The organism is Mariniradius saccharolyticus AK6, assembly GCF_000330725.2.
GTDB classification, from domain to species: domain Bacteria; phylum Bacteroidota; class Bacteroidia; order Cytophagales; family Cyclobacteriaceae; genus Mariniradius; species Mariniradius saccharolyticus.
Map to the genome: position 1 here is coordinate 170588 of NZ_AMZY02000006.1, position 24145 is coordinate 194732.

Consider the following 24145-nt stretch of genomic DNA (forward strand, 5'->3'; position numbering starts at 1 on the left):
CAAATGAAGCTCAAAATAAATTATCCATATCCAATAACAGGAACGACGCGACAGTCTTGAATCTCAAGTTTAGCGTCTCAAATCTAAAAACATGAAAACCTCAGAATTCACCCAAATCCTCGAAAAAAGCCCAGGAAAGGCGCTTTTCTTCGAATACCAAGCTGGCCAATATGTGCGGCCGGACTTTCACATTACGGAAATTAAGAATGTCAACTTCGATACGGTGGATTGTGGCGGCATACGCAACCAATGGTCTGAAGTACATGTCCAACTGTGGGAAAATGAAATCCCGGAGCCCAACCATGCGGTAGACACAGCCAAGGCACTGAAAATCTTTGAAGTGGTCAACCGCGTCCGGGAAACGTATCCAGCCTCCGAAATCAAGTTTGAGTACGGCAATTCCAAGTTTCCGACGGCAATTTTGCCCATCCACCAAATCAAGGATACCGGCAATGCTTTGATCGTCCAATTGGTACCAGACCAAACCACCTGCAAGGCGAAGGACCGGGCAACCACTCCGGAAGAAAAAGCAGCCGCCTGCTGTGCGCCTGTGACCGAAGAACCAAAAATCAGGATTTCCCTTGCTTCCCTCCAGACAGCAAACAGCTGTGAGCCTGGATCGGGATGCTGTTAATCATTGTACCATGTACCAAGAATGGTGTAATCTTGGTACTTCGTACTTGGTACATGGTACCTAAAAAAACACGATCATGACCCTATACCCACAACTCGCAGCCAGCATTGAGAAGGCCAAAACCCTTCCAATTCCCGAAGAGCGCACAGAAATTCTCCAAGTCCTCATCGATTACGTCCAAGAAAAAATCGACAAAGGACAGGAAATCAACTTGAACTTCATTTGTACCCACAACTCCCGCCGGAGCCAATTTTCCCAGATTTGGGGAAAAGTGGCTGCTGCCTATCATGGCATTGAGGTCAATTCATTTTCGGGTGGTGTGGAAGTCACAGCCTTCAATGAAAGGGCCGTATCATCCATCCAGCGGTTTGGTTTCAAAGTGAGCAAAGAAGGAAAAGGCAATCCCAAGTATTTTGTGTTTTACTCCAACGACGAGGACCCTATCGTCGCGTTCAGCAAAGTATACGACGACCCGGCCAATGCGCCTGCACGGTTTGCCGCCGTGATGACTTGCTCCCATGCCGACGAAAATTGTCCTTTCATTCCGGGTGCCGAGGCCAGAATTCCGGTGCGCTATGAGGACCCAAAAGCATTTGACGATACGGCCCTGGAAGCAGAGAAATACGACGAGCGTTCTTTGCAGATTGCTTCGGAGATGTTGTATGTTTTTTCCCGTATCAAAAAGTAATGAATACCAACAAAAAGCAGATCGCCTTTTTCGAGCGGTACCTTTCACTTTGGGTTGCCTTGTGCATCGGTGCGGGAGTCGCCATCGGTCATTTTGCCGGGGATACGATGGGCATATTGGCGAAAATGGAAATCTACAATGTTAACATTCCGATCGCTATCTTGATCTGGTTGATGATTTACCCGATGATGCTGCAGATCGATTTCGGATCAGTCACAAATGTGGGAAAGGCGCCGAAAGGCCTGATATGGACTGTGATCATCAATTGGCTGATCAAGCCGTTCACAATGGCATTCTTTGCTTGGATTTTCTTTGAAAAACTGTATTCCGCTTACATCGAACCGGAAATGGCAGGGGAATACATTGCCGGCGCCATTCTGCTAGGCGTGGCACCTTGCACGGCAATGGTGTTTGTCTGGTCCTACCTAACTGATGGAGATCCGAATTACACCTTGGTTCAGGTTTCGGTCAATGACTTGATCATTTTGGTGGCTTTTGTGCCATTGGTTGGACTGCTACTGGGCATTACCAACGTAACGATTCCCTATGAAACCTTGGTGTCCTCGGTGGTGATTTTTGTAGTAATACCGCTGTTGGCCGGCGTGATTACCAACAAATCGCTGATTCGACAAAAAGGAGAAGAATGGTTCAAAAACGAATTCCTTCCAAAGTTTAAGCCTGTCAGTATCATTGCCCTTTTGTTGACATTGGTTTTGTTGTTCGCTTTCCAAGGACCAAACATTCTAAACAACCCACTTATTATTGTGCTGATTGCAGTTCCACTTATCATCCAAACCTACTTTATCTTTTTCTTGGCATGGTATGGGGGCAAGAAACTCAAGCTGGCACACCCAATCTGCGCACCAGCGGCCATGATCGGAGCAAGCAATTTCTTTGAATTGGCAGTTGCAGTCGCAATCGCCTTATTCGGATTGCAGAGTCCCGCGGCATTGGTCACGGTAGTCGGAGTTTTGGTAGAGGTGCCAGTGATGCTGAGCTTGGTGGCTTTGGCGAATAAGTGGAGGTATTGAATCGAGATTTAATTGTCTACCTTTTAGATTTTCATTTCTTACCGAAATTGAATCGTAATTTATAATTGACATTGATGAATAAAGGAAAATCATTGTCTGCTCCATATGCTGAAATACTGGCTGCATTTCTTATGTTAGGATTTTTTGTTTTCCACTCAGCTTCAAGTTCCATCATCAGGCCTATTCGCTGGTATTTATTGTGTAAAATAAAAGAATCAGGATTTTCAGGATCAGTGTAATCATAATCGAAAAGAATTGATTGTCCGCCTAACTGAAGGGAGGGGCCGGCGGCAAAAGCCAATTTAAAACCGGAATCACGCTGGAGGATATCATATTTAAGCATGGGAGTAATAAAAATACCAGAAGATTGATCCATACTTTTTTGACCAGGGAAGACTTCTTTGTTTTCCAAATTTCCTAGAGATTGATAAAATGAAATTCCGGCATTCAGGGAAGTTCTTTTCCCCAATCTATAATTGACCTCATTGGTCATATTCAAACCCCAAAGCTTGTTGCTTCTATCAACAGAGACGCCGCCTCCGATCGAGTATTGAAATTTTGGTTTTTCTGTTTGAGCCGAAGAGACTATAGGCGCAAAACCCAAAAAGAAAAGGAGGAGAAACCGTAGATTTGTTTTCATAGTCAGTACCAATTAAAGTTTGAATTTCAAATGTCAGAAAACTTAATTATTCGAAAAACTAAATTTAGATTTTTTAACTAAGCATTTGTTAAATAAGCTGAATTAAAAACTAGGGCATCAAGTTGGCAGGAAACGATTTGCTCATTCGTTACTTCATTTTTTTAAGGACCCGGTCAAAAAAGTCTCCAGTTTTCGGTATGATAGGAAGACTAGTGGTATTTTTGGGTAGATTAAGCAAATACACATGACATAAAATTGGAAAAAGGTCTCGTGTCTAAATGCCAATATTCATTCGGGGTTTCTGATAATTCAGAAACTTTCCCAAAGTTTTAGACTTTGGGAAAGGTCTTGATCAAATCAAAAAAATGACCGCAATTGAGTTAGATTCAAGTGATTTCCTTTTAAGATACTATTTTACTTTTCCTTAGTTTTTAAACTTTGGAAAAGGTCTACTTATCAATAAAAAATCACCGTCTTGTTCCTGTAAGCCAATACCTTCCGTTCGAGATGGTACTTGATGGCTTTGGAAAGGACTACTTTCTCCACGTCTTGGCCGATTTGGACAAGGTCGGCAGGAGAGTTGTGGTGGCGGACACGGGCGATCTCCTGCTCAATGATAGGTCCCGCATCCAGTTCCTCGGTTACATAGTGGGCAGTCGCACCGATGATCTTTACACCCCGTTCGTAGGCCGCATGGTAAGGCTTGGCCCCCACAAATGCCGGCAAAAAGGAATGGTGGATGTTGATAATCTTATTGGGGTAGTTACGGATAAATTCCCCGCTGAGGATCTGCATATACCGTGCAAGAACGACAAAGTCAACCCGATGCTCATTGAGTAGCTCAAGCTGCCTTTCTTCAGCATCTTCCTTATTGGCTTTTTCAACAGGAAGGTAATGAAAAGGGATCCCAAAGGCTTCTACCACCTTTTTGTGATCGGGATGGTTGGAGATAACCAAAGGAATCTCGACTTCAAACTGCCCTGAATAATACCTACTCAAGATATCGATGAGGCAATGCGAAAGTTTGGAGACAAAGATGGCCATCCTTGGCTTCCGATAGTTGAAAAACAAATCAAACTCCATGTCGAATACCTTGGCTACCTTCGCCTCGAAGACAGGTTCGATTTCCTCTTTTTTCAGGGCAAAGGAATCGAGTTCCCAAGACACCCGCATAAAAAACATACCGATCTCCTGGTCTACATGTTGGTCAATCTCCAGGATGTTTCCGTGATAGGAAAACAAAAAATCGGACACTCTGGCAACGATCCCTTTCTGGTCCTTGCACTGGATAATCAAAATTGCTTTTTTCATAGATTAAATAATTATTCCAACAATGCCTCAATATCTTCTTTGCTGAGGCTTTTTACAAAACTTTCTTCGGTACTGATCAATTCTCCCGCCAAGGCCATCTTGCGTTCTTGCAATGCCATGATTTTCTCTTCGACGGTATTTCGGGTGATGAATTTGTAAATGATGACTTTGTTTTCCTGACCAATCCGGTGTGCCCGGTCAATAGCCTGTGCTTCGACCGCGGGATTCCACCACGGATCAAGGAGAAAAACATACTCCGCCCGGGTCAGGTTGAGGCCAACGCCGCCGGCCTTGAGGGAAATGAGAAACAATTTGATGTCTGGATTCTCCTGAAATGCCTTGACCTGTCCTTGCCTGTCTTTGGTAGCGCCATCCAGGTAGGCATATTGGATTTTCTCCTCCTGCAAAAATTCTTTCACAATCGCCAAATGCCGCACAAACTGGCTAAATACCAACACCTTGTGCCCTTCGCTGACAGTGGCTTTGATCATATGGGTGATATCTTCCAGTTTCCCCGAATCGCTTGTGTAGTCTTTATCGGTAAGCTTCGGATGGTTGGCCATCTGCCGGAGCTGCGTCAAACCACGCAACAAGGTGAACTGTTGGTTTTTTATGCCAGGGACACCCAGCTCACTCACAATCTTTTCCCGGTAATAACCCTTCACTTGCTCATAGGCCTTTTCCTGAGCCTCGGTCATGGTAGAATACTTCACATTAATGACCTTTTCTGGAAGCTCGGTGGCCACTTGACTCTTAAGCCTACGCAATATAAAGGGCTTAATCATCGCATGGAGCTTTGCGGCCTTGTCCTTGTCATTCATCTTTTCTATCGGCAACAGAAACTGTCGCTTGAAGGTATTTTGGTTTCCCAAAAGACCGCGATTGATAAAATTCATTTGGGACCAAAGGTCCATCGTTCCGTTTTCGACCGGTGTTCCTGTGAGGATCAGCCTTTGCCTGCAATTCAACTCGTTGACAGCTTTGGCGATAATGCTACCTGGATTTTTGATCGCCTGCGATTCGTCCAAAATCACATAATTGAAACGAAAATCCTTCAACACATCCAAGTCCAACCTTGTGATCCCATATGAAGTGAGCACCAGGTCATAATTGGCAAACTGTGCACTTTCCTTGATGCGTTGACCGCCTGTGTAGACGAGTATCCGGAGATTTGGCGTAAACTTGCGCGCCTCCAATTCCCAATTGTAGATCAGCGAAGTCGGCATTACCAAAAGGGAAGTAGACTCCGGAAACTGTTCTTTCTCATGGGCCAGCAGCGCGAGTGTCTGCACGGTCTTTCCCAAACCCATATCGTCCGCCAAGCATCCGCCAAACTTATATTCCGCCAAAAACCGCAGCCAATTGTAGCCGGCCTTTTGGTAGGGACGGAGGGTTCCATGGAAGGAAACCGGCATTGCATAATCATCTATCTGACTAAAATCCTTCAGCTTTTCGAGCTTTCGACTTAGGGTCAGTTGCAGGAGGTTGTTGGATTGGAGCTCTTGGGCGAGCGCGATGTGGTGTTTTTTGAGTACAAGGGCGTTTTCCTCAGATTCCTGCTCCTCCATAAAGGCAAACATTTCCGAGTAATTCACAAACCAGGAATTGGGTATCACCGCCAATTCTCCATTGGGAAGTTCAAATTCACTTTTCCCTTGTAAAAGTAGCTTTCGAATTTTTTGAAACGAAATTTCATACGGTCCGAACCGGATCACCGCATGTACATCAAACCAGTCGATGTTTTCCTTGATCTCAACCGAAATCGCGGCATGGCCGATGAAGTACTTTTTCCCTTTGCTCGAAGTCTGCTGTATTATTTTAACCCCGATATCTTCAAGATTCTCCTTGTAGCTGCTGATCCAGCCAAAAGCCTTGGACTTGGCCAAGGCAATCTTACCGTTGGAGATCTCCAACCTAAGATTTTGGAGGTAGTTTGCGTAGAATTTTTCCCTTGACAGATCGCGTACCACTTTATGAAAGACATATTGGTCGCCCCGCTCCTCAAGCTCGACATTGTTTTCAATTCTGTTCTCGGCCCTAAACGTATAATCGCCATATTGGAATTGCAGATCAAACACCATTTGGTCTTCCACATTTTCCTCCAAAGGATTCCCAAAAAGATCCGTCTTCGATTGCGAGGGCAACTCTGTCAATACAAGTAGCGGCTTCGGTTGCGAGTGCTCGACCTTGATATCGAAGCCCACCGCGTACACATCAAAAGAGGCAACCAATTGGGTTACGAACTTTTTGTAGTATTCCTTTTCTACTTTCTGGGGAATGACAATAAACTTTTTGTTGAGGAAAGGTTGGAGCTTTTTGCCGTCGACACCTTTGGTGAAGCTGTATAGGCAGCTATTTACGACCAGCCAAGCAGGCTCATGGCAGATCAGATAGGCGTTTTTGTATTGCCATTCGAGCTTTTCTCCACCATATTTGATCGTTGGGAAATAGTGCGTATTGTCTTCGTTCTTTCTGAAATGAAACAAGACCGTGGCCTTCTCCGGCATGATGTGGATTTCGCGCCAGATTGGATTGCCGTCGTTGCCCATCTCAAATAATCGCTTGCCACCGAGGTTTTCCAAAATCTTGGCACGTAGATTTTCAAGCCTCGTTTCCAAGAGTTCCTGTACTGGCTTGTTCCCGGATTTTGAATCGTAGATTTTACGCAGAAATTCCTTCGGCTTGAGTTTTTTGGGATTGTACTTCTTGATCACTGCTTCCTGCTGCATTTCATCCATCCATTTGATCAGCTTGTAGTCAGTCTCATCCAAGCCCGCATCAAACTCCTTTGCGTTAAGGTGGGAGATGTTTTGGTGGGCAAAAGAAAGCCTTCCTTTTTCGTCAAGTTGGATCACAAATGATTCAAACAACAGCCCCAAAAATTCGTGGCTGAAAATTGCATAAACTATCTGAAAAGGCTGTTCAGGAGATACAATCATTTGCTAATCTGAAAGAAACGGACCAATTCCGTCAACAAAACACAATTTTCCTAAGTAAACTAGTTCGAAAAATACAGATAAAATCGGGATTTGAAAACTCAATGCTGAGCTATTTTCGATCAACTTTCAGTCTTTGTCACAAAATCAAAAAAAGCATATTTGAAGGAAAAAATCGGGTAGGCGAAAAACTGCTTGATTAAAAAATTTTTTTTCGGTGCTATTGTGTTTTTCTCCATCTCCTCGATTCGGATTGGTAGGATTTTGACTCAAAAACGAAATATTCATCTCTTCGAAAAATGAACCTGTAAACCACTCGCCAGCCTAATATTGTATTGGGATTTTTAGCACGAAAGGACAAAGCCTCAATGAAATAAAATCCACCTTTGATTTCCCCAAATTTTGGTGAATCTTGAATTTTGGATTTATTCTCAACATTGCAAGTATGGCTTTAAGCAGGCAAATGGGTTTGGCTGGTCTCGTCGCAACGGGGGTCTGTTCCATGATTGGGGCATCCATCCATGTCGTACCCTTTATGATTCAGCGGCATGTTCCGGGCATTGGTCCATATGTGCTTTGGGCTTTTGTTTTTGCTGCTTTGCCGGCAATCTTGGCGGCCTTGGCTTATGCTTCGCTCGCGACTGCAATGCCGAGGGCTGGTGGAAGCTACCTGTATGCCAGTCGCGGCCTGCATCCTTATTGGGGATTTGTGGCGAGTTTTTCGCAGTGGTTTGGCCTGTCGATCGTCATCGGCGTGGTGGCTTATGTGACAGTTCCGTTTTTGCGGGACGTCGCTGCTGCCATGGCATGGGAGCAATTGGCACAAGCTCTCGATTTGGGTTGGGTGCGGGTGTTGCTCGCCTTGGCTTTTCTATGGCTTTTTGTCTGGATAAACATCCAGGGTACAAAATCCTACGAAAACGCAGTGCTTCCAATGATGTTTTTGATGTTTGCTTTGGGCGCGATCGTGATCGTGGCGGGATTTAGTAGCTCCCAAGAGGATTTCCTAGCGGCATACCAGGAACGGCATGGAGGGTCTTGGACAAATGATACTACGGCAACTTTTAGCTGGTCCACATTTTTTTCTGCCGGAGCAATTCTTTTTGCGAGTTTTATCGGCTTTGATAGCATTGCCCAAGCTGGCGGCGAAGCCAAAAACCCAAGCAAAAAACTTCCTTTGGCCATTGGCCTGACAATCTTGGTGGTGGGTGCTTTTTACCTGCTGTTTACGGCGGCGGTCTATCATGCGGTACCATGGGCTTTTGTGGCCGAACAGGCGATCTCGGCTGACATCACGGCCCCCGGACTGATGGGATACATACTTCCCGCCGGTTGGACCATACTGATTTTGGCTGGCGCAGCCGTTGCCTTGCTCAATGATCTGCCTGCAATGCTGCTTTCGGTCTCAAGGTTAATGTTTGCTTGGGCAGAGGATGGTATTTTTCCCAAAAAAATCTCCACCATCCATCCGCAGTACCAAAGCCCGGTCGTGGCATTATGGGCCAGTGGCCTGATTGGGAGTATTGGAATCTTGGGAAGCCATTTTGCTGGGGATTTTTTTCTCGGAATTGATATTATGGTGACCTCCATGATGGTCAATTTCCTCTTGATTTGCCTCACGCTTGCGGTGATCGGGCAGAAAAACCCTGCATTGGCAAAGGAGATCAAGTTTCTCAACAACCCAAAACCCCGCGAATTCATCGGGTGGACAGGTGTTGTGGTGATGCTGTTTTTCCTTGGCATCCATACCGCCAAGGATCTGCAAGCCACGCGTGAGGCTTGGTATTTCCATTCCACATGGGTTTGGCTGGCGGTCATGGCAATCGGATCCTTGATATTTTTCTTTCAAATGCAGCAAATGAAAAAGCGCGGAATAGATGCCAATAAAAGGTTTCAGCGTCTGCCTGTGGAAAATGGGAAAACCCAAATCAACTAACCGATGAAAAAATGAAAGATAGATATATAGAACTAGCGCCGGGATTTAGGATTTCTACGGTCCTCACAGGGCTATGGCAAATAGCCGATATGGAAAGGGATGGAAATACGCTCGATCCCCTAAAAACCGCACCTGCGATGACCCCTTATGTCGAAGCAGGGCTGACGACTTTTGATATGGCCGACCACTATGGCTCGGCGGAGGTGATTGCAGGGACGTTTCGGAAAATGCATCCTCTTGGCTCCCAGTCGCAAATGCTGACCAAATGGGTCCCCAAGCCGGGAAAATCCTCTTTTGCCGAAACGAAAGCCGCCGTCCAAATGGCCATGGACCGGTTGCAGGTGGGAAGCATTGATTTGATGCAGTTTCACGCCTGGAATTATCCGGACCCGGTTTGGCTGGACCAGTTGTACTGGCTCAAGGAACTACAGCAGGAGGGCTGGATCAAACATATCGGCTTGACCAATTTTGATGCGGCACACCTACGAATCGCCTGTGCGAGCGGAATCCCGATCCTGACCAATCAGGTTTGCTTCTCCCTGCTCGACCAAAGGGCCGCAGGGGACATGCTTCACGTTTGCGAGCAATATGGCGTCAAGCTTTTGGCCTTTGGCACTTTGGCGGGGGGATTTTTATCAAATCGATGGCTGGGACAGGCAGAGCCTTCGCTGGAAAACGGTGCCACTTGGTCCCAAATGAAATACAAACGCTTTATCGATGTTGCCGGTGGCTGGGGTGTGTTTCAGGAATTGTTGAAGACACTGCATGCAGTCGCCATCAAACATGGCGTTTCCATTGCCAATATCGCAACCAAATACATCCTGGAGCAGCCGCATGTCGCAGGGGTGATCATCGGGGCAAGATTGGGACAAAGCGTCCACGTTGAGGAAACCTTGGAGCTTTACGGTTTTGACTTAGACGAATCTGATTTGTCCAACATTCAGAAATCCATGTCGACCCTGCATAAGATCCCCGGAGATTGTGGCGACGAATACCGCAAGCCGCCATTTCTGACGGCATCGGGTGACTTGAGCCACCATTTGGAAAACATGCCAAAACCTTACGATGCGGTACAATATCCCGACGGAAGCCTCAAAGTGTTCAGTGGTACGCCTTGGGAAGGGATGGCAGGCTACTGCCGGGCTGTGCGCAAAGGGAACACAATCCACGTCTCTGGAACCACAGCCACGCACGGGGACAAGATGATAGGCGGAGAAGATGCCGAAGCCCAAGCACATTTTGTACTCGACAAGATCGAGGCAGCGGTCACTTCACTTGGGGGAAAGCTGGAGGATATCGTCCGCACCCGGATTTTTGTCAACAATATCAATGACTGGGAACCTGTAGCCCGAGCCCATGGCAAGCGCTTTGGTTCCATCCAGCCCGCCAATACCCTCGTCGAAGCCCGGCTCGTCGGCGAAGGCTACAAGGTCGAAATCGAGGCTGAGGCCGTAGTGGAAGGGTAGGGAGTGAGGAAGTCAGAAGTCTAGGAGGATGGGGAGTTTAGAGCGGTTCCATCCAGTTTATTTTTTAAAGAAAGAATTGGGTATCGCTGTAAAATTTTCTTTAACTTAGTTTTACTCAATCCCTCTTTAGAAACAGAGGCCATTGGTACCTCCACACTTCCTGCCTATGAAAAAATTCTACTACACTGCCTTGGTATTGTGGAAGTTCAGTTTGGCCATGTTACTCACGTGTCTTTTGACAGAGTATGCAGTCTCCCAAAACCTGCTTTCAAGCAAACAGACGAGCCATTATTCCTACATCTACAAACTCACGGATGTAGAAGCCGAGGCTATCTACAGGTTCGGTCAAAGCGGGCTAAAGGATTCTTTTTTTCACACGCTCGTCGATTCGTTCCCAGTCGGGACACCTTATGATTCCACACTACCTATCGGACATTATATCAAAACTAAAGCCGTGAGAAACAAACAGGAGGTAGAAATCACTTCTGTCCAAGCACTTCGAATCTATTCAATAAAAAATGACAGGGATCTCAACATCCAGATTCTTGATGAAAACGGCAAAAAAGTGAAAGGTGCTTCGGTGTGGGTTGACGACAAAAAACTGGCTTACAATCCTACTACCGAGTCATTTGAAGATAAAAAGTCAAATAAAAAGGGTTTGGTAAAAGTCCAGTTTCAATCTTCGACCAACTTTTTTCTTTTGGACCGTCAATTGGACAACTCCACGTTTAAACGTACAAAAAACAAAGTCCTTTATGGAACACCACTCAAGTATATATGGATACCGGTTCGGTTTATAGTCTATATTCCCATCGATGGCTATCGATCGATCAGGCAAAACTACCTGTCAGGATCAATCTATAAAATAGTTGATTTTTCGAGAAGAGCCTACCACAAGACTGCATGCATTTTCGACGCTTATCACTGCGATTGGTATGATGATGGCAGAACTCGCCACAGCACAACCGGATATCTTGTGTTTGACAAGCCAAAATATAAACCCTTGGATACACTTCGTATGAAGTCATTCCTTGTCAATAAAAAGGGTAAGCCGCTACACGAGGATGCGAAATTTGTACTTCGTGAGAACTATCAAAAAGAAAAATTCATCGCAGAATTAACACCGATCCGCAGAGGTGCCTATTCCTACTCGCTGCATCTACATGACTCACTCCAGTTGAAGCTGGACACCCGGTACACAGTCTCTATCCAGAGTAAAAGCGGTCGGGAATGGATCGACGAAAATTTTTACTTTGAAGAGTATGAATTGGATCGAAACAGTCTCGAGTTAACCATTTCTTCCGAAACCCACGTCAAAGGTAACAAACAGGTACTTTCAGTTTCGGCTAAGGATGAAAATGACTTGCGCATAAAAGATGGAAAATTGCAGGTATGGGTTTTTCCTCATCATCCAAAACGATTCTTGGATTCCGTGGTTTTTTTGCCGGATACGCTGATGTACCATGCAGCAGAACTAGCACCTGACAGAGATACTGAGATCGAAATCCCCGATTCCATTTTTCCAAAAGTCGAAATGGAATATGAAATCAAGGCACTCCTGCTGAATGCAGATTATGAAAGTATCACTGCAAACAAGAGCGCACTATTCAAGGCCCAAGCTGATCCGGTTTCATTTGAGTTGGGCATGGATTCCTTGATGATAAGTAAGACCGATTCCGAAACGCAATCTCGATCAGTTTCTGTTTTTGGTGAAGATGAATTCGGCAACAAAACACTCGTAACTGCTGACGAACTACCAATAAAGATCCCCGTCAATCCAATTTTCGCCAAGTATTCCACGGATGTTGAAGGGGAGAAACAAGAGTTTTTGGTTGATGAAATTGATTCAAAAATCAACATAAGCACCTATAGGGATCCGCGAGAACTTTCAATCTCCGTCCAAAACCCAAGAAACATTCCAGTCACTTATTTTCTTTACCGCCGAAATAAGCTTATCCGATCTGGACTGAAGATCGACTCCCCAATCCGACTTCGCAACAAAGGAGACAAAAACTACTATTTGTCCCTTAACTATATTTGGGCTGGCCAAACGCACTTTCAGAATTACCAAATACCCCTGCGGAAAGACTACCTTAAAATCACTTCAAATGAGCCTGTGATTGTGTATCCGGGAGAAGAGGCCGAAATCGAGATCGAAGTAAAAGACTACAAAAACCAACCAGTGGCCGATGTCGACTTGACGGCCTTCGGTTTGACAAATAAATTCAAATATGAGGCGCCCACTGTCCCCAGATTGGCAAAGGCGCCCAAGGGAAAATCCCTGATCAACAATTTCACGGTGGTTGATAATAGCCAAGAAACAATCACGCGTCCGCTCGACTATCAAGCCTGGAAAGTACTGGCATCTTTGGATTCAATTTCGTATTTCAACTTCATCTATCCCGAATCAGCGCTGTATCGATTCGAATACACAGTTGCCGACAGCATTACCCAATTCTCACCTTTTGTGGTCAGCAAGGGTGATTTCGAGCCGATATCGGTCATTTATGTGGACCAAGTTCCCGTTTACTTCTACTGGAATTCGATCAGGCAGCCCTATTCCTTTCCCGTTTCCCCCGGCTACAGACAGCTGAAGTTCAGGTTAAAGGACAAGGTCGTCACCTTGGATAGTGTATATTTTGAAGCGCAAAAAAGAACCATTTTGTCATTTGATCCCGCCACTTACAAAGGGAAAATGAAGAGCGAAGTGGCGGAAATTAGTTTTTCCCAAATGGAAAAGAATCACCTTTACCACTACATTTTCCCCTATCGAAACCCGTTCATGAGGGACTTTCCCTACCTTGTGAAAGGAGAAAACGCAACCTTCCTGGGACTTGGCGACAATCCACAATCAGAAAAAACCTTTCTTGCTGGTCCGATAAGCGGCTTTTTGGATTTCAAACTGTTAAATGGCTTTACCACGAGGTTTGACCATGAGCCCTATTTCGAATACGATTTCAGACAGGGGCTTCTGAAAATGCGTGAGGTAAAGGACAACCGGTATCCCACTCAGGCATCGAGGACTTCTTTTTCTCAATCGCTGAAAGATGAGGTCATGACCGAGGCGAAAATTTTAAACCTTTGGCAGTCGCATTTGGAAAAAATCAGAATCGAGAAAGCCCAGTACACCAACCCAAAAAACACAACGAAAGGCAATGGAAGGCTGGAGCTTGACTTCGACCAAAAAGTCTACGTGGACGGCCCACCAATCAATATTCTAATATTCAACCTCAGCAATATCGAAGATATCCGGGTGTACCCAGGCAGCACTCGGGTTTTCCATGATCTCAGCCCAGGCGAATACCAGTTGGTTTTGCTATTCAGGGGCTCGTCCTATGGAAAGATGGACTCTGTCCAAGTTTTAATGGATGGTCTCAACTTTTTAAAGGTTCCTCAATCGCTTCCTATCAAAAAGGATGAGTTCAGCAACCAACTCGTTGATTTGATCGAAAAGACAGTTTTTTCACCAATACCTATCGACCTGCCATCTGATAAAAGAGAATTACCGCGTTTCCAAAGAAGCTATCTCGATAATAACCGTTATTCCGGTCCGGGAAATCTGGTATCGGGCTTTATCCGGGATGAACTTGGCGAAGGATTGCCCGGCGCGACAGTCATCGTGAATGGTACAACGATCGGAACTTCCACTGATCTAGATGGCTATTATGAGTTGATTGTACCTTTTGGATATTCGGAGTTGGTGGTATCATTTATCGGGTACGAAACAGGTTCGATCCAACCGGTCATTGGGATTTCCAATGACTATGATCTGACCGAAAGTATATCTGCCCTGCAAGAAGTCGTGATTACGGGCTATAGTGTAAGTCAATCAAAGGTTTCTTTGTCGAACGCCGTAGTCGTGAACGACGAGGACTACTCCGGTGCAGGGGAGTTTAGTGGGGTACTCCAAGGCCGTGTTGCGGGCGTTTCCGTCCAGTCCATTGGATCTAGCGGATTGAATATCCAGATTCGCGGCGCATCCACCGTCAGCTTCCAGGAAAAGCCATTGATATTGGTAGACGGGAGAGTATTCTTGGGGGACATAAATGATTTGGATTTAACCCAAGTAAAAAAAGTAGAAACTTTAACGGGCGAAGAAGCTACCAAACGATTTGGCGAAAGTGGCAAAAACGGCGTAATCCTCGTTTATTTCAGAGAGGATGCCCCAACGATTACAGGGCAGATCAATAGTCTTGATTGGAAAAACACGGGAGGAGGCAACATTCGAAGCAACTTCTCGGATGCCGCCTTCTGGCAGCCGGACCTGATCACCGACGCAAATGGAAAAGCCAGATTCAAAGTAAAATTCCCCGATGACATTACAGCTTGGCAGACCCACGTCCTCGCCATGAACGCTGAAAAGCAAATCGGACAGAAGCAAGGACTTATCAAGTCTTACATGCCACTGGCTGCGCAACTTTTTGTGCCGCGGTTTTTAGTGCGCGGAGACACGGCAAGGGCGCTAGGCAAAGCCTTAAACTATCTCGGCGACTCCGTGGAGGTCTCGACAGGATTTGAAATCAACGGCCAACCGGTAAGTTCAAATTGGAACGGAATCCTCCGCGAGATTAAGATCGATACACTATCGGTTGTCGCCAAAGACTCGATCAAAGTGCAATATCAGTTGAAATCAAAATCGGGCTTCAAGGACGGAGAAATCCGAGATATCCCTGTCTTCCCGATAGGTATGGCAGAAACGACAGGAAACTTTGCCATGTTGGAGAAAGACACCGCATTTACCATAGCCGTCGATACGGCTGCAATGAGTTCGACCTTGACATTTTGGTCGGATCTTTCTGACCTTTTTGAGGATGAACTGGATTACATCCACCGCTATCGGTATTTGTGCAACGAACAAATGGCTTCCAAAATTAAGGCCCTGCTACTCCAAAGAGATATAGACCTTTGGAAAAATAGGGAATTCACCCAGGAAAAAGTGCTGAAAAAACTTATCGCTGACTTGCAAAAAAACCAGCGCTCTGACGGAACCTGGGGTTGGTGGAAAGACTCCGATCCCAGCATTTGGATTACCCAACACGTGGTGGAGGCTTTGCAGCAGGCAAGCAGCAAGGGATTCGAAGCCGGATTCCAAAAAAATTCGCTTGAGGAGTCGCTACTCCGAAATTGGGATATTGAAAAGAAGTTTGAAACGAGGGTTATGATGATCCAAACATTCTTGACATTGGAAAGCAAGGTTGGATACACTACGCTGCTTGAGGATTTGGAAAAGATAATGCCAGATAAGTCGCTTGAAAAACTCAGACTCATGTCCATCAAATCCCAACTTAGCGACACGGTTGATCTGTCTGATTTGGCACAGTTTCAAAGAAAATCCATTTTGGGAAACACATATTTCGACATTGACGAAAAAGAATCAAATTGGATGAGCGGTGATTTGAGAATGAGTCTCATGGCCTATCAGATTCTCCAGAGAAGTTCCACAACACCGGATTCTGTTTTGAAAAGTGTCAGAAATTACCTTTTTGAGCAGAGAAACCGAGGTAATTGGATCAATACCTACCTATCATCTTTAGTGTTACAAACACTTGTCCCCGATTTGCTAAAGGCTTCAAAATATACCGGATCACAGAAGGTGACGCTTATGGGTAATTTAGACGAAACGATCACCAATTTCCCATTTATCAAGGAAATCCAAGGAGGCGAAGCGCTGAAGGTAAGTAAGACCGGGAATCTTCCGATCTATTACTCCTTTTCAGAAAAATACTGGAATACTAATCCTGTAGCTAAAAAAGGGGCTTTTGAAATTTCGAGCAGGTTTGATGGCGAGCAGGGTCATGTGCTTCAAGCGGGCAAGGCAATCGATCTTATCGTCGAACTTGTCGTTAAGGAAGACGCACCCTATGTCATGATCAATGTGCCAATTCCCGGGGGCTGCAGCTATGGCAACAAAAACCAAAGGTCGGGCTGGGAAACCCATCGGGAGTATTTCTTGGAAGAAACAGCGATATTCTGTGAGAACCTGCCGAAAGGAAATCACAAATTCAGAATCTCCCTGGAACCACGATTTACGGGATCCTACACACTCAATCCGGCCAAAGTCGAACTGATGTACTTTCCCACCATCAACGCCAATGAAGGTATGGGTCGGGTGAGTATTGTGGATTGAAGGGATGGCGGGAACTTCGAAAGGCTTGGAGGTTCATTTACCCAATCCGGAAGGACATCCAATAATTTGAGCCCATCGGTGTAATCTGTGGTTCGAATTTCTTTATTGCAGAATGCGCAGATTTACACAGAGGATTTATGTAGTGTTAACTCTTTCTACGATGCAAAAATCCAATTTGCAGCAAATAGATGTTGCTGTTTTGTATCTTGTTCCCATCCTCCAAGACCAAAAAATCCATGAAAAGATTCATCCCGCTGATTGCCCTTTTGTTCCTTCAATCGATTCAGCTATTCGCCCAAGAAAAAGAAGCCCCGATTCCTGACCCTGTTGTTTTCACGAGCTCGCATGAGGGCAGCTTTCATGGAAAAAACATTGCCTATAAGGCGGTTTCGGGGGAAACCCACCTTAAGAACGAATCCGGCGAACCTGTGGCAGCATTGTGGTCAACTGCCTATATCAAGGATGAATCCGACCCATCAAAACGGCCCGTGCTCTTTGTTTTCAATGGCGGGCCCGGCTCCGCTTCGGTTTGGCTGCACATGGGCGTGTTTGGACCGAAAGTGGTCCAAGTGGACTCAGATGCGAAACAGGACGATGGCGCAGCGCCATTTACAGTCAAAAACAATGAGTTCTGTCTTTTGGATATTGCTGACTTGGTTTTTGTCGATCCCATTGGAACGGGATACAGCCGGGTGATTGGAAAAGGGAAGGAGGAAGATTTTTGGGGTCTGACCGAGGATGCCCGCTCAATTGCCCAGTTTATGCGGACGTGGATTTCCCAAAACCAACGCTGGCAGTCTCCTAAGTACATTATCGGCGAGAGTTTCGGAACGACCCGTGCCGCTGCTGTTACCGCGGCCTTGGAAGGCGGCGGCCAAGCCATGGCAGTCAATGGCCTGGTACTGATTTCCCAGGCATTGGACTACCAAGGGTCCACCTCCGTGCACGACAATATCGCTTCCTATTTCACCTATTTGCCCACCATGGCCGCCACAGCTTGGTACCATGTAAGGGCTGGTCAGGGAAAATCGCTTGCAGCTTTTGTGGAAGAAGCCCGGCAATTTGCCTACAATGAATACCTGCCTGCACTGTACAAAGGCAACCAACTGCCCCAAACCGAAAAGGAAAAAATTGCCGAGCGGCTTGCCTATTTCCTCGGTTTGGAGAAATCCTACATCCTCCTATCCGACAATCGGATCCTTACCGGCAGGTTCAAAAAGGAATTGCTGCGCGCGGAGGGAAAAACCATCGGCACGCTCGACGGGCGCTATCTCGGCACTGAAGGCGATCAAACCGCCGATCGGCCAACACTCGGCGACCCATCCAACTATGGGATCGACGCAGCCTATACCGCCGCACTCAACGACTACCTTTCCCGCGAACTGAAAATCAAATCAGATCGGCCCTACCTGACATCCAATGGTAAAATCGGCGGCAAATGGAACTGGAGACCCGTTCCGCAGGGGGCGTATTGGGAGCCTTCCTACGTCAACGTAGCCCGCGGCCTCGGCGAATCCATGCGCCGCAACAAGGACCTCAAAGTAATGGTCGCAAATGGCTATTATGACCTGATCACGCCGTTTTTGGATGCCGAATACACTTTTGCGCGACACGACATCCCCATGGAAAGGGTACAAATGCAGTACTACGAAGGTGGCCATATGATGTACAACCATAGACCAGATTTCGAAAAATTGGTCAAGGATATCCGGGAATTTCTTGGCAAATAGCCCCTGCAGGCAATCCATGCTAATGTTCCAAATTCCAGCAGAAACAAACACAAGGGTGAAATTTATTCGAGGACTATCCCAGATCAAGAAAACTGCCTTGTTTCACTTCTTCTTTGGTCTTCCTATTGCATTCGGAGAGGAAAGAAAAGTCAATCACCATCACACGAAGGGATTGAGGAAGATTCCATCAAACGTGGTGGATTTTTCTAATTCTTCCCAAATCTCAAAAAACCCTTCGTCTTTGGAACAATGGTTTTTTTTGCCCGGCGCAAGGTCTTTCCCAACCGGTTTTTGATTAATCTTTTCAGGACAGAACCGATCAGTGGCTTAGTGACCACCTCTAAGCCTTCTCTTTGTTTTCTGCAGGAGCATGTCTCGTCACAAGGATGTCCCGCCACCATCAAAACAGGAATTACTTTACTCCGCTTTTCTGGATTTAGGCAATCCATCTTTCCCAACAGATCCATCGCATCGATATCGGGAAGGTCACTGTCCACAAAAATCATTGTCTTCCCACGCGTCTCTGGTTCTTTTGCCAAATCGTCGAAATGCTGGTCCAAAAAATCAGCAGCTTGTTTTGCATCCGAAAACAACTGGATATCCCCTTTAAAGCCAATGAGTTGTAAAACTCTTTTGTTGACAAAGTTGAGAACAGGGTCATTCTCAATCAGGACAGTGGTGTCCCATTTTGAAAGATTAGTCGCATACATAAGCGAGATAGGATAGGTTTGAAATTGTATTTAACCAAGGACTGGTATGAATGCAAAATTCGTTCAGCGCTAACTTTTCGAAAACCTAATTTTTACAGAAAAATCATAAACAATATTTATGGCTGAATTTTAAACATCTTTTAGTCATTTAATAAAATAAAATGGTAATTCAGCCGACAAAAATATCTTTTTTTAACAAAAAACTATAAAAAACCAATGTGCTACGTTTTAGTCGTTTTTATATGAACGGTAAATGCGAACATCGGTAAGCGTTGGGAATAGGTCGAATTGCTTCAAACAAAAGAAAAAAACCAATGATAATGAACCACTTAACAAGACTGAATCACTTCTTGCTAATCCACAAAACCAAAATCTGGGCTGTCAGGACCTTTCCGGAAAAAAACAGCGGTCCAATAAATCGGATATCAAAGATCTGGTAATAGGTTTAGATACTGACTCTATCCTTATATCCAGTTTTTTATCCGTCATCAATTGACCTTCTGCGCAATCTTCCACCATCAATATTGCAAGCAGGTTTTCGCGATACTGGATAGGTGAGATTGAAAGAAACCCAAGCAAATCAAATACACCTTTCCTTGGAAAATTCATATCGATGAAAACCAAGGTGCCCAAGGGTTCCCTCGGATTATTTGTTTGGGCGAAAAGTTGTGAAAACAATCCGAAGGCATCGTCCAGATTCCGAATGATGTGAATAGCGCCCTCATAACCGATAAGCTCTAGCACGCGTTTGTTCACCGAATTGAGCAAATCGTCCTGACCAATTAATACAATATGCTTCAATCTTGATAGGCCACCAATTTCCGACATTTCGACTAATAAATTGTGATAAACGAAACCAAACTAATTTCCGCACAAAATAACCGCAATACTTTTACAATGTTTGCAGTACATTTTAATTGTAAAACTACAGAAAAACGAATTTTATATCGTAATGTTGCTTTTTCGCTATTTAAATTAGAAAAAGGAAAAGATTGACCCTTATCTAGTTTTTTTTCAATAATGAATTGAACAAAAAAATATTCTCCTTATTCAAAAAAATCGAATGTCAACATCTTTCGTCGACGGGAAGGAATGAAAAAATAGATACGTCCGAAATGCTGTCAGCAACTACCCAATGAAGTCAAAGGGTGTCTCAGATCAACCGAAAACATTGAGGAAATCCAAGCTAAAGGCCTAAATCTATCATTCCCGAGGTAAGGTTATTGATTTGACCTTCCTCCATTCCCCATCATCAGTCCAAGCAAGCATCAAGCCCTCGGCCATAGCTGTAAGTTGGGGAAAACCACTGCCACGCTTACCAGAACTCACAGCAACCAGCATCGGGTCACCTTTTTTGCCGTCTTGGCCGACCCAGCGTAGGTAGATAGCGCCTTCTTCCATCCACGCGACCCAAGCTTTGCCTTTGTCATCCAGCGCGATAGCTACCCTCCCGATTGTTTTCCCCAAATCCACGGGAATCGGCTTTCCAAAATCCTTCCCCCCATTATTTGAAAAAACGAGTTGAACCCTGGGCTTATCCTGTGCTCCCGTATACCAGACCACCGCCGTTAGCCCCGATTTGGCCCCAATTCTCGGCCCATTTACCGGACAGGCTGCGATTTCCCAAAAATCCGCATGGACCGGCATCGTCTGTGTCCAAGCTTCTCCAGTCCAACGGACGATTCCGATATCCCTCACCTCGCTTTCCGATCGATCCCGAAATATGACGATCGGACCCTCGGAGCCCATTGCCACACTTGTCTGGCAACAATCGCAGACCCGATCGGCCAGTTCCCACTCGGCCAGTTTTTTGCCACTGGGATCCAACCGAGCAGCCCGCAAAGTCATTTGGCCATGGTGGCCATGGTCATGCGCGCCCTGGTCTGTGCCGCCTGTATTTCGTCCGTCCAGCCATGCGATCAAAAGGTCATTTTCCCAAGGAATCATGGAAACGAACCCATGTTCGGTTTGGGTGCCATCATCGTGCAGAACGATTGGTTCAGTCCATTCGCGGCCGTCCTTGGAGAATGTGAGCATTACGTCATAGGAAAAGGTCCCGGGACCTCTTTTCTGTAGAAATACCGCTACGAGCGTGCCATCGGACAGCATCTCCATTTGGGGATAATCCGCCCAATTCACAAACCAATCTTTCCCAGATGCGATCAGTTGAGGATCAGTCCAATTATTCTCCTCCCATTTTGCATAAAAAAGTGTGCTTAGGCTATCGGACTTTTCGATCCAAGACAAAAAGACCTCACCTGAGGGCGAGGTGAAAAGATAGGGTTCCTCGATATGCTTTCCAAGGGCGACTATTTCCCGGGGCTCCGACAAGCTTGGCAGGTTCTCCTTTACTCTCTCCTTGCAGGAAAGCATTGTGCAGGAGACCAACACACAAAACACTTGGAATGTAAACTGTCGTTTCCCCTTGGTTTTCATTCCGAAACGACCATTTTGAAGCCTTCACCGTGTACCGTGATGATTTGTACTTTCGGGTCGTCTTTGAGGATTTTGCGGATTTTGCTGAGGTACACGTCCATGCTTCGGGCATTGAAATAAGAATCATCCCCCCAAATCTGCTTCAAAGCATGGCTGCGGTTAACGAGTTTGTTGATCTCGGAAGCCAACAAACGAATCAATTCATTTTCCTTGGAAGTCAATTTATGGTCGCCGCTTGGCCCTTTGATAAACTGCTCGTCATAGTGCAGTTCAAAGGACCCAAACTTGTATATCTTCAGCGCTTGTACTTCTTCAGACTTTTGGGTGCGTTTCAAAATCGCAGCGATGCGTAGCAGCAACTCCTCCATGCTGAATGGCTTGGTGATATAGTCATCGGCACCGATTTTGAGACCCTCGATGATGTCTTCTTTGAGGTTTTTGGCAGTGAGGTAGATGATGGGCAGGTCTTCCTGTACCTTCTTGATTTCCTTTCCGAGGGTGAACCCATCCTTTTTCGGCATCATAATATCGAGGATGGCCATATCGTACTTGTCCTTCTTGAATTTTGCCCAGCCCTCTTCCCCGTCCCGGCAGAGCGTACTTTCGTAGCCTTTCATGATGAGGTATTCCTGCAGGATATCGCCCAAATTGGGATCATCCTCTACTACCAAAAGTTTTGCTTTGCTCATAAGTTTTTGGGGAGTTTGATGGTAAATATACTTCCTTTTCCGGGTTCGGACTGTACGCTGATTTCACCCTTGTGGGCTTCCAGCATGGTTTTTACATAGGAAAGTCCCAAGCCAAATCCCTTCACATCGTGTAGGTTTCCGGTAGGAACGCGGTAAAATTTATCGAAAATCTTTCTTTGGGCATCTTTGTTCATACCGATGCCGTTGTCTTGAATGGATATAAATGCATGCTCCCCCTCTTCCCAAGCCTTGATGCGGATCACAGGTTTTTCTTTACAATACTTGTTGGCGTTGTCAAGAAGATTATTGAAAATATGGCTCAAATGGAAAGCATCAGCCCTAATCAAGGGATATCCCAATTCACTCTCGAAGGTGATTTCACCTCCCTTGTTTTCGACCTGTAATTCAAACTGCCTGCGCGCCCCCTCCAAGATTTCCTCTAAGTTTATCTCCTCCAATTTGAGCTTGAATTCCTTTTTGTCCAAAGTAGCAGCCTGGAGGACCTTTTCTACCTGCGAACCCAAGCGCTTGTTCTCATCCTTGATGACGGAAATATACCTTTTTCGAAACGCCTCTTGATTCATCAGATCGGGATCCTGAAGGGCCTCCACTGCCAGGCTGACTGTTGCAATCGGCGTCTTAAACTCATGCGTCATGTTGTTGATGAAGTCGTTTTTGATATCGGAGAGATTCTTCTGACGAATGATGACTTTGATCGCATAGACAAAGCAAAAAATCACAATCCCGATAAAAAACAGCGAACTCAAAACCGGAAGCCAAATTTGGCGGAGGATGAATGCGTTTTTATCGGGGAAATGTACCATCAGGAAGTTTTCTTTGCCCAAAATATCCCCAGGAAAAAGCCGTGCCTGTACACCTTCACTCAGCAGTTTCTCAGGAAAATCAGTCTGCGTGATCGGTATGATCTGTCCTTCATCGCTCAATACTCCCAAATCAAAATCCTGAACAATGCCTCTCTCCTTGAGGTTATTTTGCAGCAACTTTCGCACAACTCCCGTATCCACCCGCGAAAGAATATCCCGCTGTCCTTCCAACATTTCCTCCCAAGCCCGATTCATCAGCTCGATTTTGATATTGGCATTTCGGATTTTCTCCAGTGCATCCCTTGGGATATTGTATTCCTCTATGATGTCAGGAGAGAAAAACCCATACCTACTCCTGAAGCTACCCTCGGCCTGACTGAGGTATTGGAGCTGCCGCTCCCGCTCTTGAAGTAGAATTTCCATTTCGTCCGGAGTAAACATCGACGAAGCCACCTCCGGGGTCAGGTTGGTAAAGAAGTTGTCCAAGTCGTTGAGAACACTCACATCGATGCCCCTCGCCTCTATCAGCCTTCTAAATCGTTGGCTAACTTGGGGGATTTGCTGCTGCAGGAGAGAATCCCGAATCGAAGGCCTTCTTGGATTGGCGGGCCGCTGCCTTACCTGAACCACGATGGGTTCGATCCTTTGGAACAAAGACTGTTGCAAAAGGGTATCTGTAGCCAAATAACTCAAAAAAATATCGCTCGTTTCTCCCTTTTCCAACTGCGCCACGGTATTGGCCATGGATTGGTAGACCATTTGCTCAAAGCGCTCCTCATTGATCCGCAGCGCATTACGCACCCAATAGTACTGAAAGCCCAATAAGCCAATACTGGCTATGGACATCAATAGGATAATCAATTTCATTTGGGTGCTCGACATGGGTCAAATTTACGGCTTATTCAAAAGGCCGCCCGTTGGGTTAACAATTTTTAACGGCAGTATAGGCAGGAGATTTGAGACACAAGAATCAATACACAAGACCTG

Annotated in this window: 14 protein-coding genes; 7 read left to right on the forward strand and 7 right to left on the reverse strand. The window is 45.7% G+C overall.

What is annotated here, in order from left to right:
- The first annotated feature begins 91 nt into the window (after positions 1-91).
- The 3 genes from C943_RS04900 to arsB all read left to right on the forward strand — a co-directional run bounded on the left by C943_RS04900 (position 92) and on the right by arsB (position 2353).
- A complete protein-coding gene (locus C943_RS04900) occupies positions 92-634 on the forward strand; it encodes a DUF6428 family protein (RefSeq protein WP_008624860.1) in 543 nt (180 codons plus the stop codon).
- A 76-nt stretch (positions 635-710) separates the two neighbouring features.
- On the forward strand, positions 711-1322 hold the full coding sequence (locus C943_RS04905) for a low molecular weight phosphatase family protein (protein WP_008624861.1): 612 nt from the start codon (positions 711-713) through the stop codon (positions 1320-1322).
- Positions 1322-2353 (forward strand): ACR3 family arsenite efflux transporter, encoded by a 1032-nt coding sequence (arsB, locus tag C943_RS04910; protein WP_008624863.1) that lies wholly within the window; start codon positions 1322-1324, stop codon positions 2351-2353. Before C943_RS04905 ends, arsB begins: the two co-directional genes overlap by 1 nt.
- 31 nt (positions 2354-2384) lie before the next feature.
- Here arsB and C943_RS04915 read toward each other — a convergent pair whose 3' ends face one another.
- The 3 genes from C943_RS04915 to C943_RS04925 form a co-directional block, all read right to left on the reverse strand.
- Positions 2385-2993 (reverse strand): outer membrane beta-barrel protein, encoded by a 609-nt coding sequence (locus tag C943_RS04915; protein ID WP_008624866.1) that lies wholly within the window; start codon positions 2991-2993, stop codon positions 2385-2387.
- A gap of 456 nt (positions 2994-3449) precedes the next feature.
- Positions 3450-4304, reverse strand: a complete 855-nt coding sequence (gene purU / locus C943_RS04920; RefSeq protein WP_008624868.1) for a formyltetrahydrofolate deformylase — start codon at positions 4302-4304, stop codon at positions 3450-3452.
- Positions 4305-4315: 11 nt separating this feature from the next.
- The gene (locus C943_RS04925) at positions 4316-7243 is read right to left on the reverse strand and encodes a DEAD/DEAH box helicase (protein WP_040479069.1); all 2928 of its coding nucleotides are present in this window, start codon (positions 7241-7243) and stop codon (positions 4316-4318) included.
- A 442-nt stretch (positions 7244-7685) separates the two neighbouring features.
- Here C943_RS04925 and C943_RS04930 point away from each other — a divergent pair, with 442 nt between their 5' ends.
- The 4 genes from C943_RS04930 to C943_RS04945 all read left to right on the forward strand — a co-directional run bounded on the left by C943_RS04930 (position 7686) and on the right by C943_RS04945 (position 18499).
- A complete protein-coding gene (locus tag C943_RS04930; protein WP_245545510.1) occupies positions 7686-9176 on the forward strand; it encodes an APC family permease in 1491 nt (496 codons plus the stop codon).
- A gap of 11 nt (positions 9177-9187) precedes the next feature.
- Positions 9188-10642 (forward strand): aldo/keto reductase, encoded by a 1455-nt coding sequence (locus C943_RS04935; protein WP_040479070.1) that lies wholly within the window; start codon positions 9188-9190, stop codon positions 10640-10642.
- A 166-nt stretch (positions 10643-10808) separates the two neighbouring features.
- On the forward strand, positions 10809-16769 hold the full coding sequence (locus C943_RS04940) for an alpha-2-macroglobulin family protein (protein WP_040479072.1): 5961 nt from the start codon (positions 10809-10811) through the stop codon (positions 16767-16769).
- A 236-nt stretch (positions 16770-17005) separates the two neighbouring features.
- Positions 17006-18499, forward strand: a complete 1494-nt coding sequence (locus C943_RS04945; protein ID WP_040479074.1) for a S10 family peptidase — start codon at positions 17006-17008, stop codon at positions 18497-18499.
- A 206-nt stretch (positions 18500-18705) separates the two neighbouring features.
- On the opposite strand, the gene C943_RS04950 is transcribed toward C943_RS04945, so the two are convergent.
- The 4 genes from C943_RS04950 to C943_RS04970 all read right to left on the reverse strand — a co-directional run bounded on the left by C943_RS04950 (position 18706) and on the right by C943_RS04970 (position 24040).
- Positions 18706-19209: a response regulator gene (locus C943_RS04950; protein WP_008624875.1), complete on the reverse strand. Its 504-nt coding sequence runs from the start codon at positions 19207-19209 to the stop codon at positions 18706-18708.
- A 1203-nt stretch (positions 19210-20412) separates the two neighbouring features.
- Positions 20413-21645 (reverse strand): sialidase family protein, encoded by a 1233-nt coding sequence (locus C943_RS04960; protein WP_008624881.1) that lies wholly within the window; start codon positions 21643-21645, stop codon positions 20413-20415.
- A complete protein-coding gene (locus tag C943_RS04965) occupies positions 21642-22334 on the reverse strand; it encodes a response regulator transcription factor (RefSeq protein ID WP_008624882.1) in 693 nt (230 codons plus the stop codon). The genes C943_RS04960 and C943_RS04965 overlap by 4 nt, the downstream gene beginning before the upstream one ends.
- Positions 22331-24040, reverse strand: a complete 1710-nt coding sequence (locus C943_RS04970) for a sensor histidine kinase (RefSeq protein ID WP_008624883.1) — start codon at positions 24038-24040, stop codon at positions 22331-22333. Before C943_RS04970 ends, C943_RS04965 begins: the two co-directional genes overlap by 4 nt.
- Positions 24041-24145: the final 105 nt, after the last annotated feature.

What these genes read in the sequence shown, in the direction of transcription:
- C943_RS04900 (WP_008624860.1), top strand. Translation starts at nt 92, where the DNA reads ATGAAAACCTCAGAATTCACCCAAATCCTCGAAAAAAGCCCAGGAAAG.
- C943_RS04905 (WP_008624861.1), top strand. Translation starts at nt 711, where the DNA reads ATGACCCTATACCCACAACTCGCAGCCAGCATTGAGAAGGCCAAAACC.
- arsB (WP_008624863.1), top strand. Translation starts at nt 1,322, where the DNA reads ATGAATACCAACAAAAAGCAGATCGCCTTTTTCGAGCGGTACCTTTCA.
- C943_RS04915 (WP_008624866.1), bottom strand. Translation starts at nt 2,993, where the DNA reads ATGAAAACAAATCTACGGTTTCTCCTCCTTTTCTTTTTGGGTTTTGCG.
- purU (WP_008624868.1), bottom strand. Translation starts at nt 4,304, where the DNA reads ATGAAAAAAGCAATTTTGATTATCCAGTGCAAGGACCAGAAAGGGATC.
- C943_RS04925 (WP_040479069.1), bottom strand. Translation starts at nt 7,243, where the DNA reads ATGATTGTATCTCCTGAACAGCCTTTTCAGATAGTTTATGCAATTTTC.
- C943_RS04930 (WP_245545510.1), top strand. Translation starts at nt 7,686, where the DNA reads ATGGCTTTAAGCAGGCAAATGGGTTTGGCTGGTCTCGTCGCAACGGGG.
- C943_RS04935 (WP_040479070.1), top strand. Translation starts at nt 9,188, where the DNA reads ATGAAAGATAGATATATAGAACTAGCGCCGGGATTTAGGATTTCTACG.
- C943_RS04940 (WP_040479072.1), top strand. Translation starts at nt 10,809, where the DNA reads ATGAAAAAATTCTACTACACTGCCTTGGTATTGTGGAAGTTCAGTTTG.
- C943_RS04945 (WP_040479074.1), top strand. Translation starts at nt 17,006, where the DNA reads ATGAAAAGATTCATCCCGCTGATTGCCCTTTTGTTCCTTCAATCGATT.
- C943_RS04950 (WP_008624875.1), bottom strand. Translation starts at nt 19,209, where the DNA reads ATGTATGCGACTAATCTTTCAAAATGGGACACCACTGTCCTGATTGAG.
- C943_RS04960 (WP_008624881.1), bottom strand. Translation starts at nt 21,645, where the DNA reads ATGAAAACCAAGGGGAAACGACAGTTTACATTCCAAGTGTTTTGTGTG.
- C943_RS04965 (WP_008624882.1), bottom strand. Translation starts at nt 22,334, where the DNA reads ATGAGCAAAGCAAAACTTTTGGTAGTAGAGGATGATCCCAATTTGGGC.
- C943_RS04970 (WP_008624883.1), bottom strand. Translation starts at nt 24,040, where the DNA reads ATGTCGAGCACCCAAATGAAATTGATTATCCTATTGATGTCCATAGCC.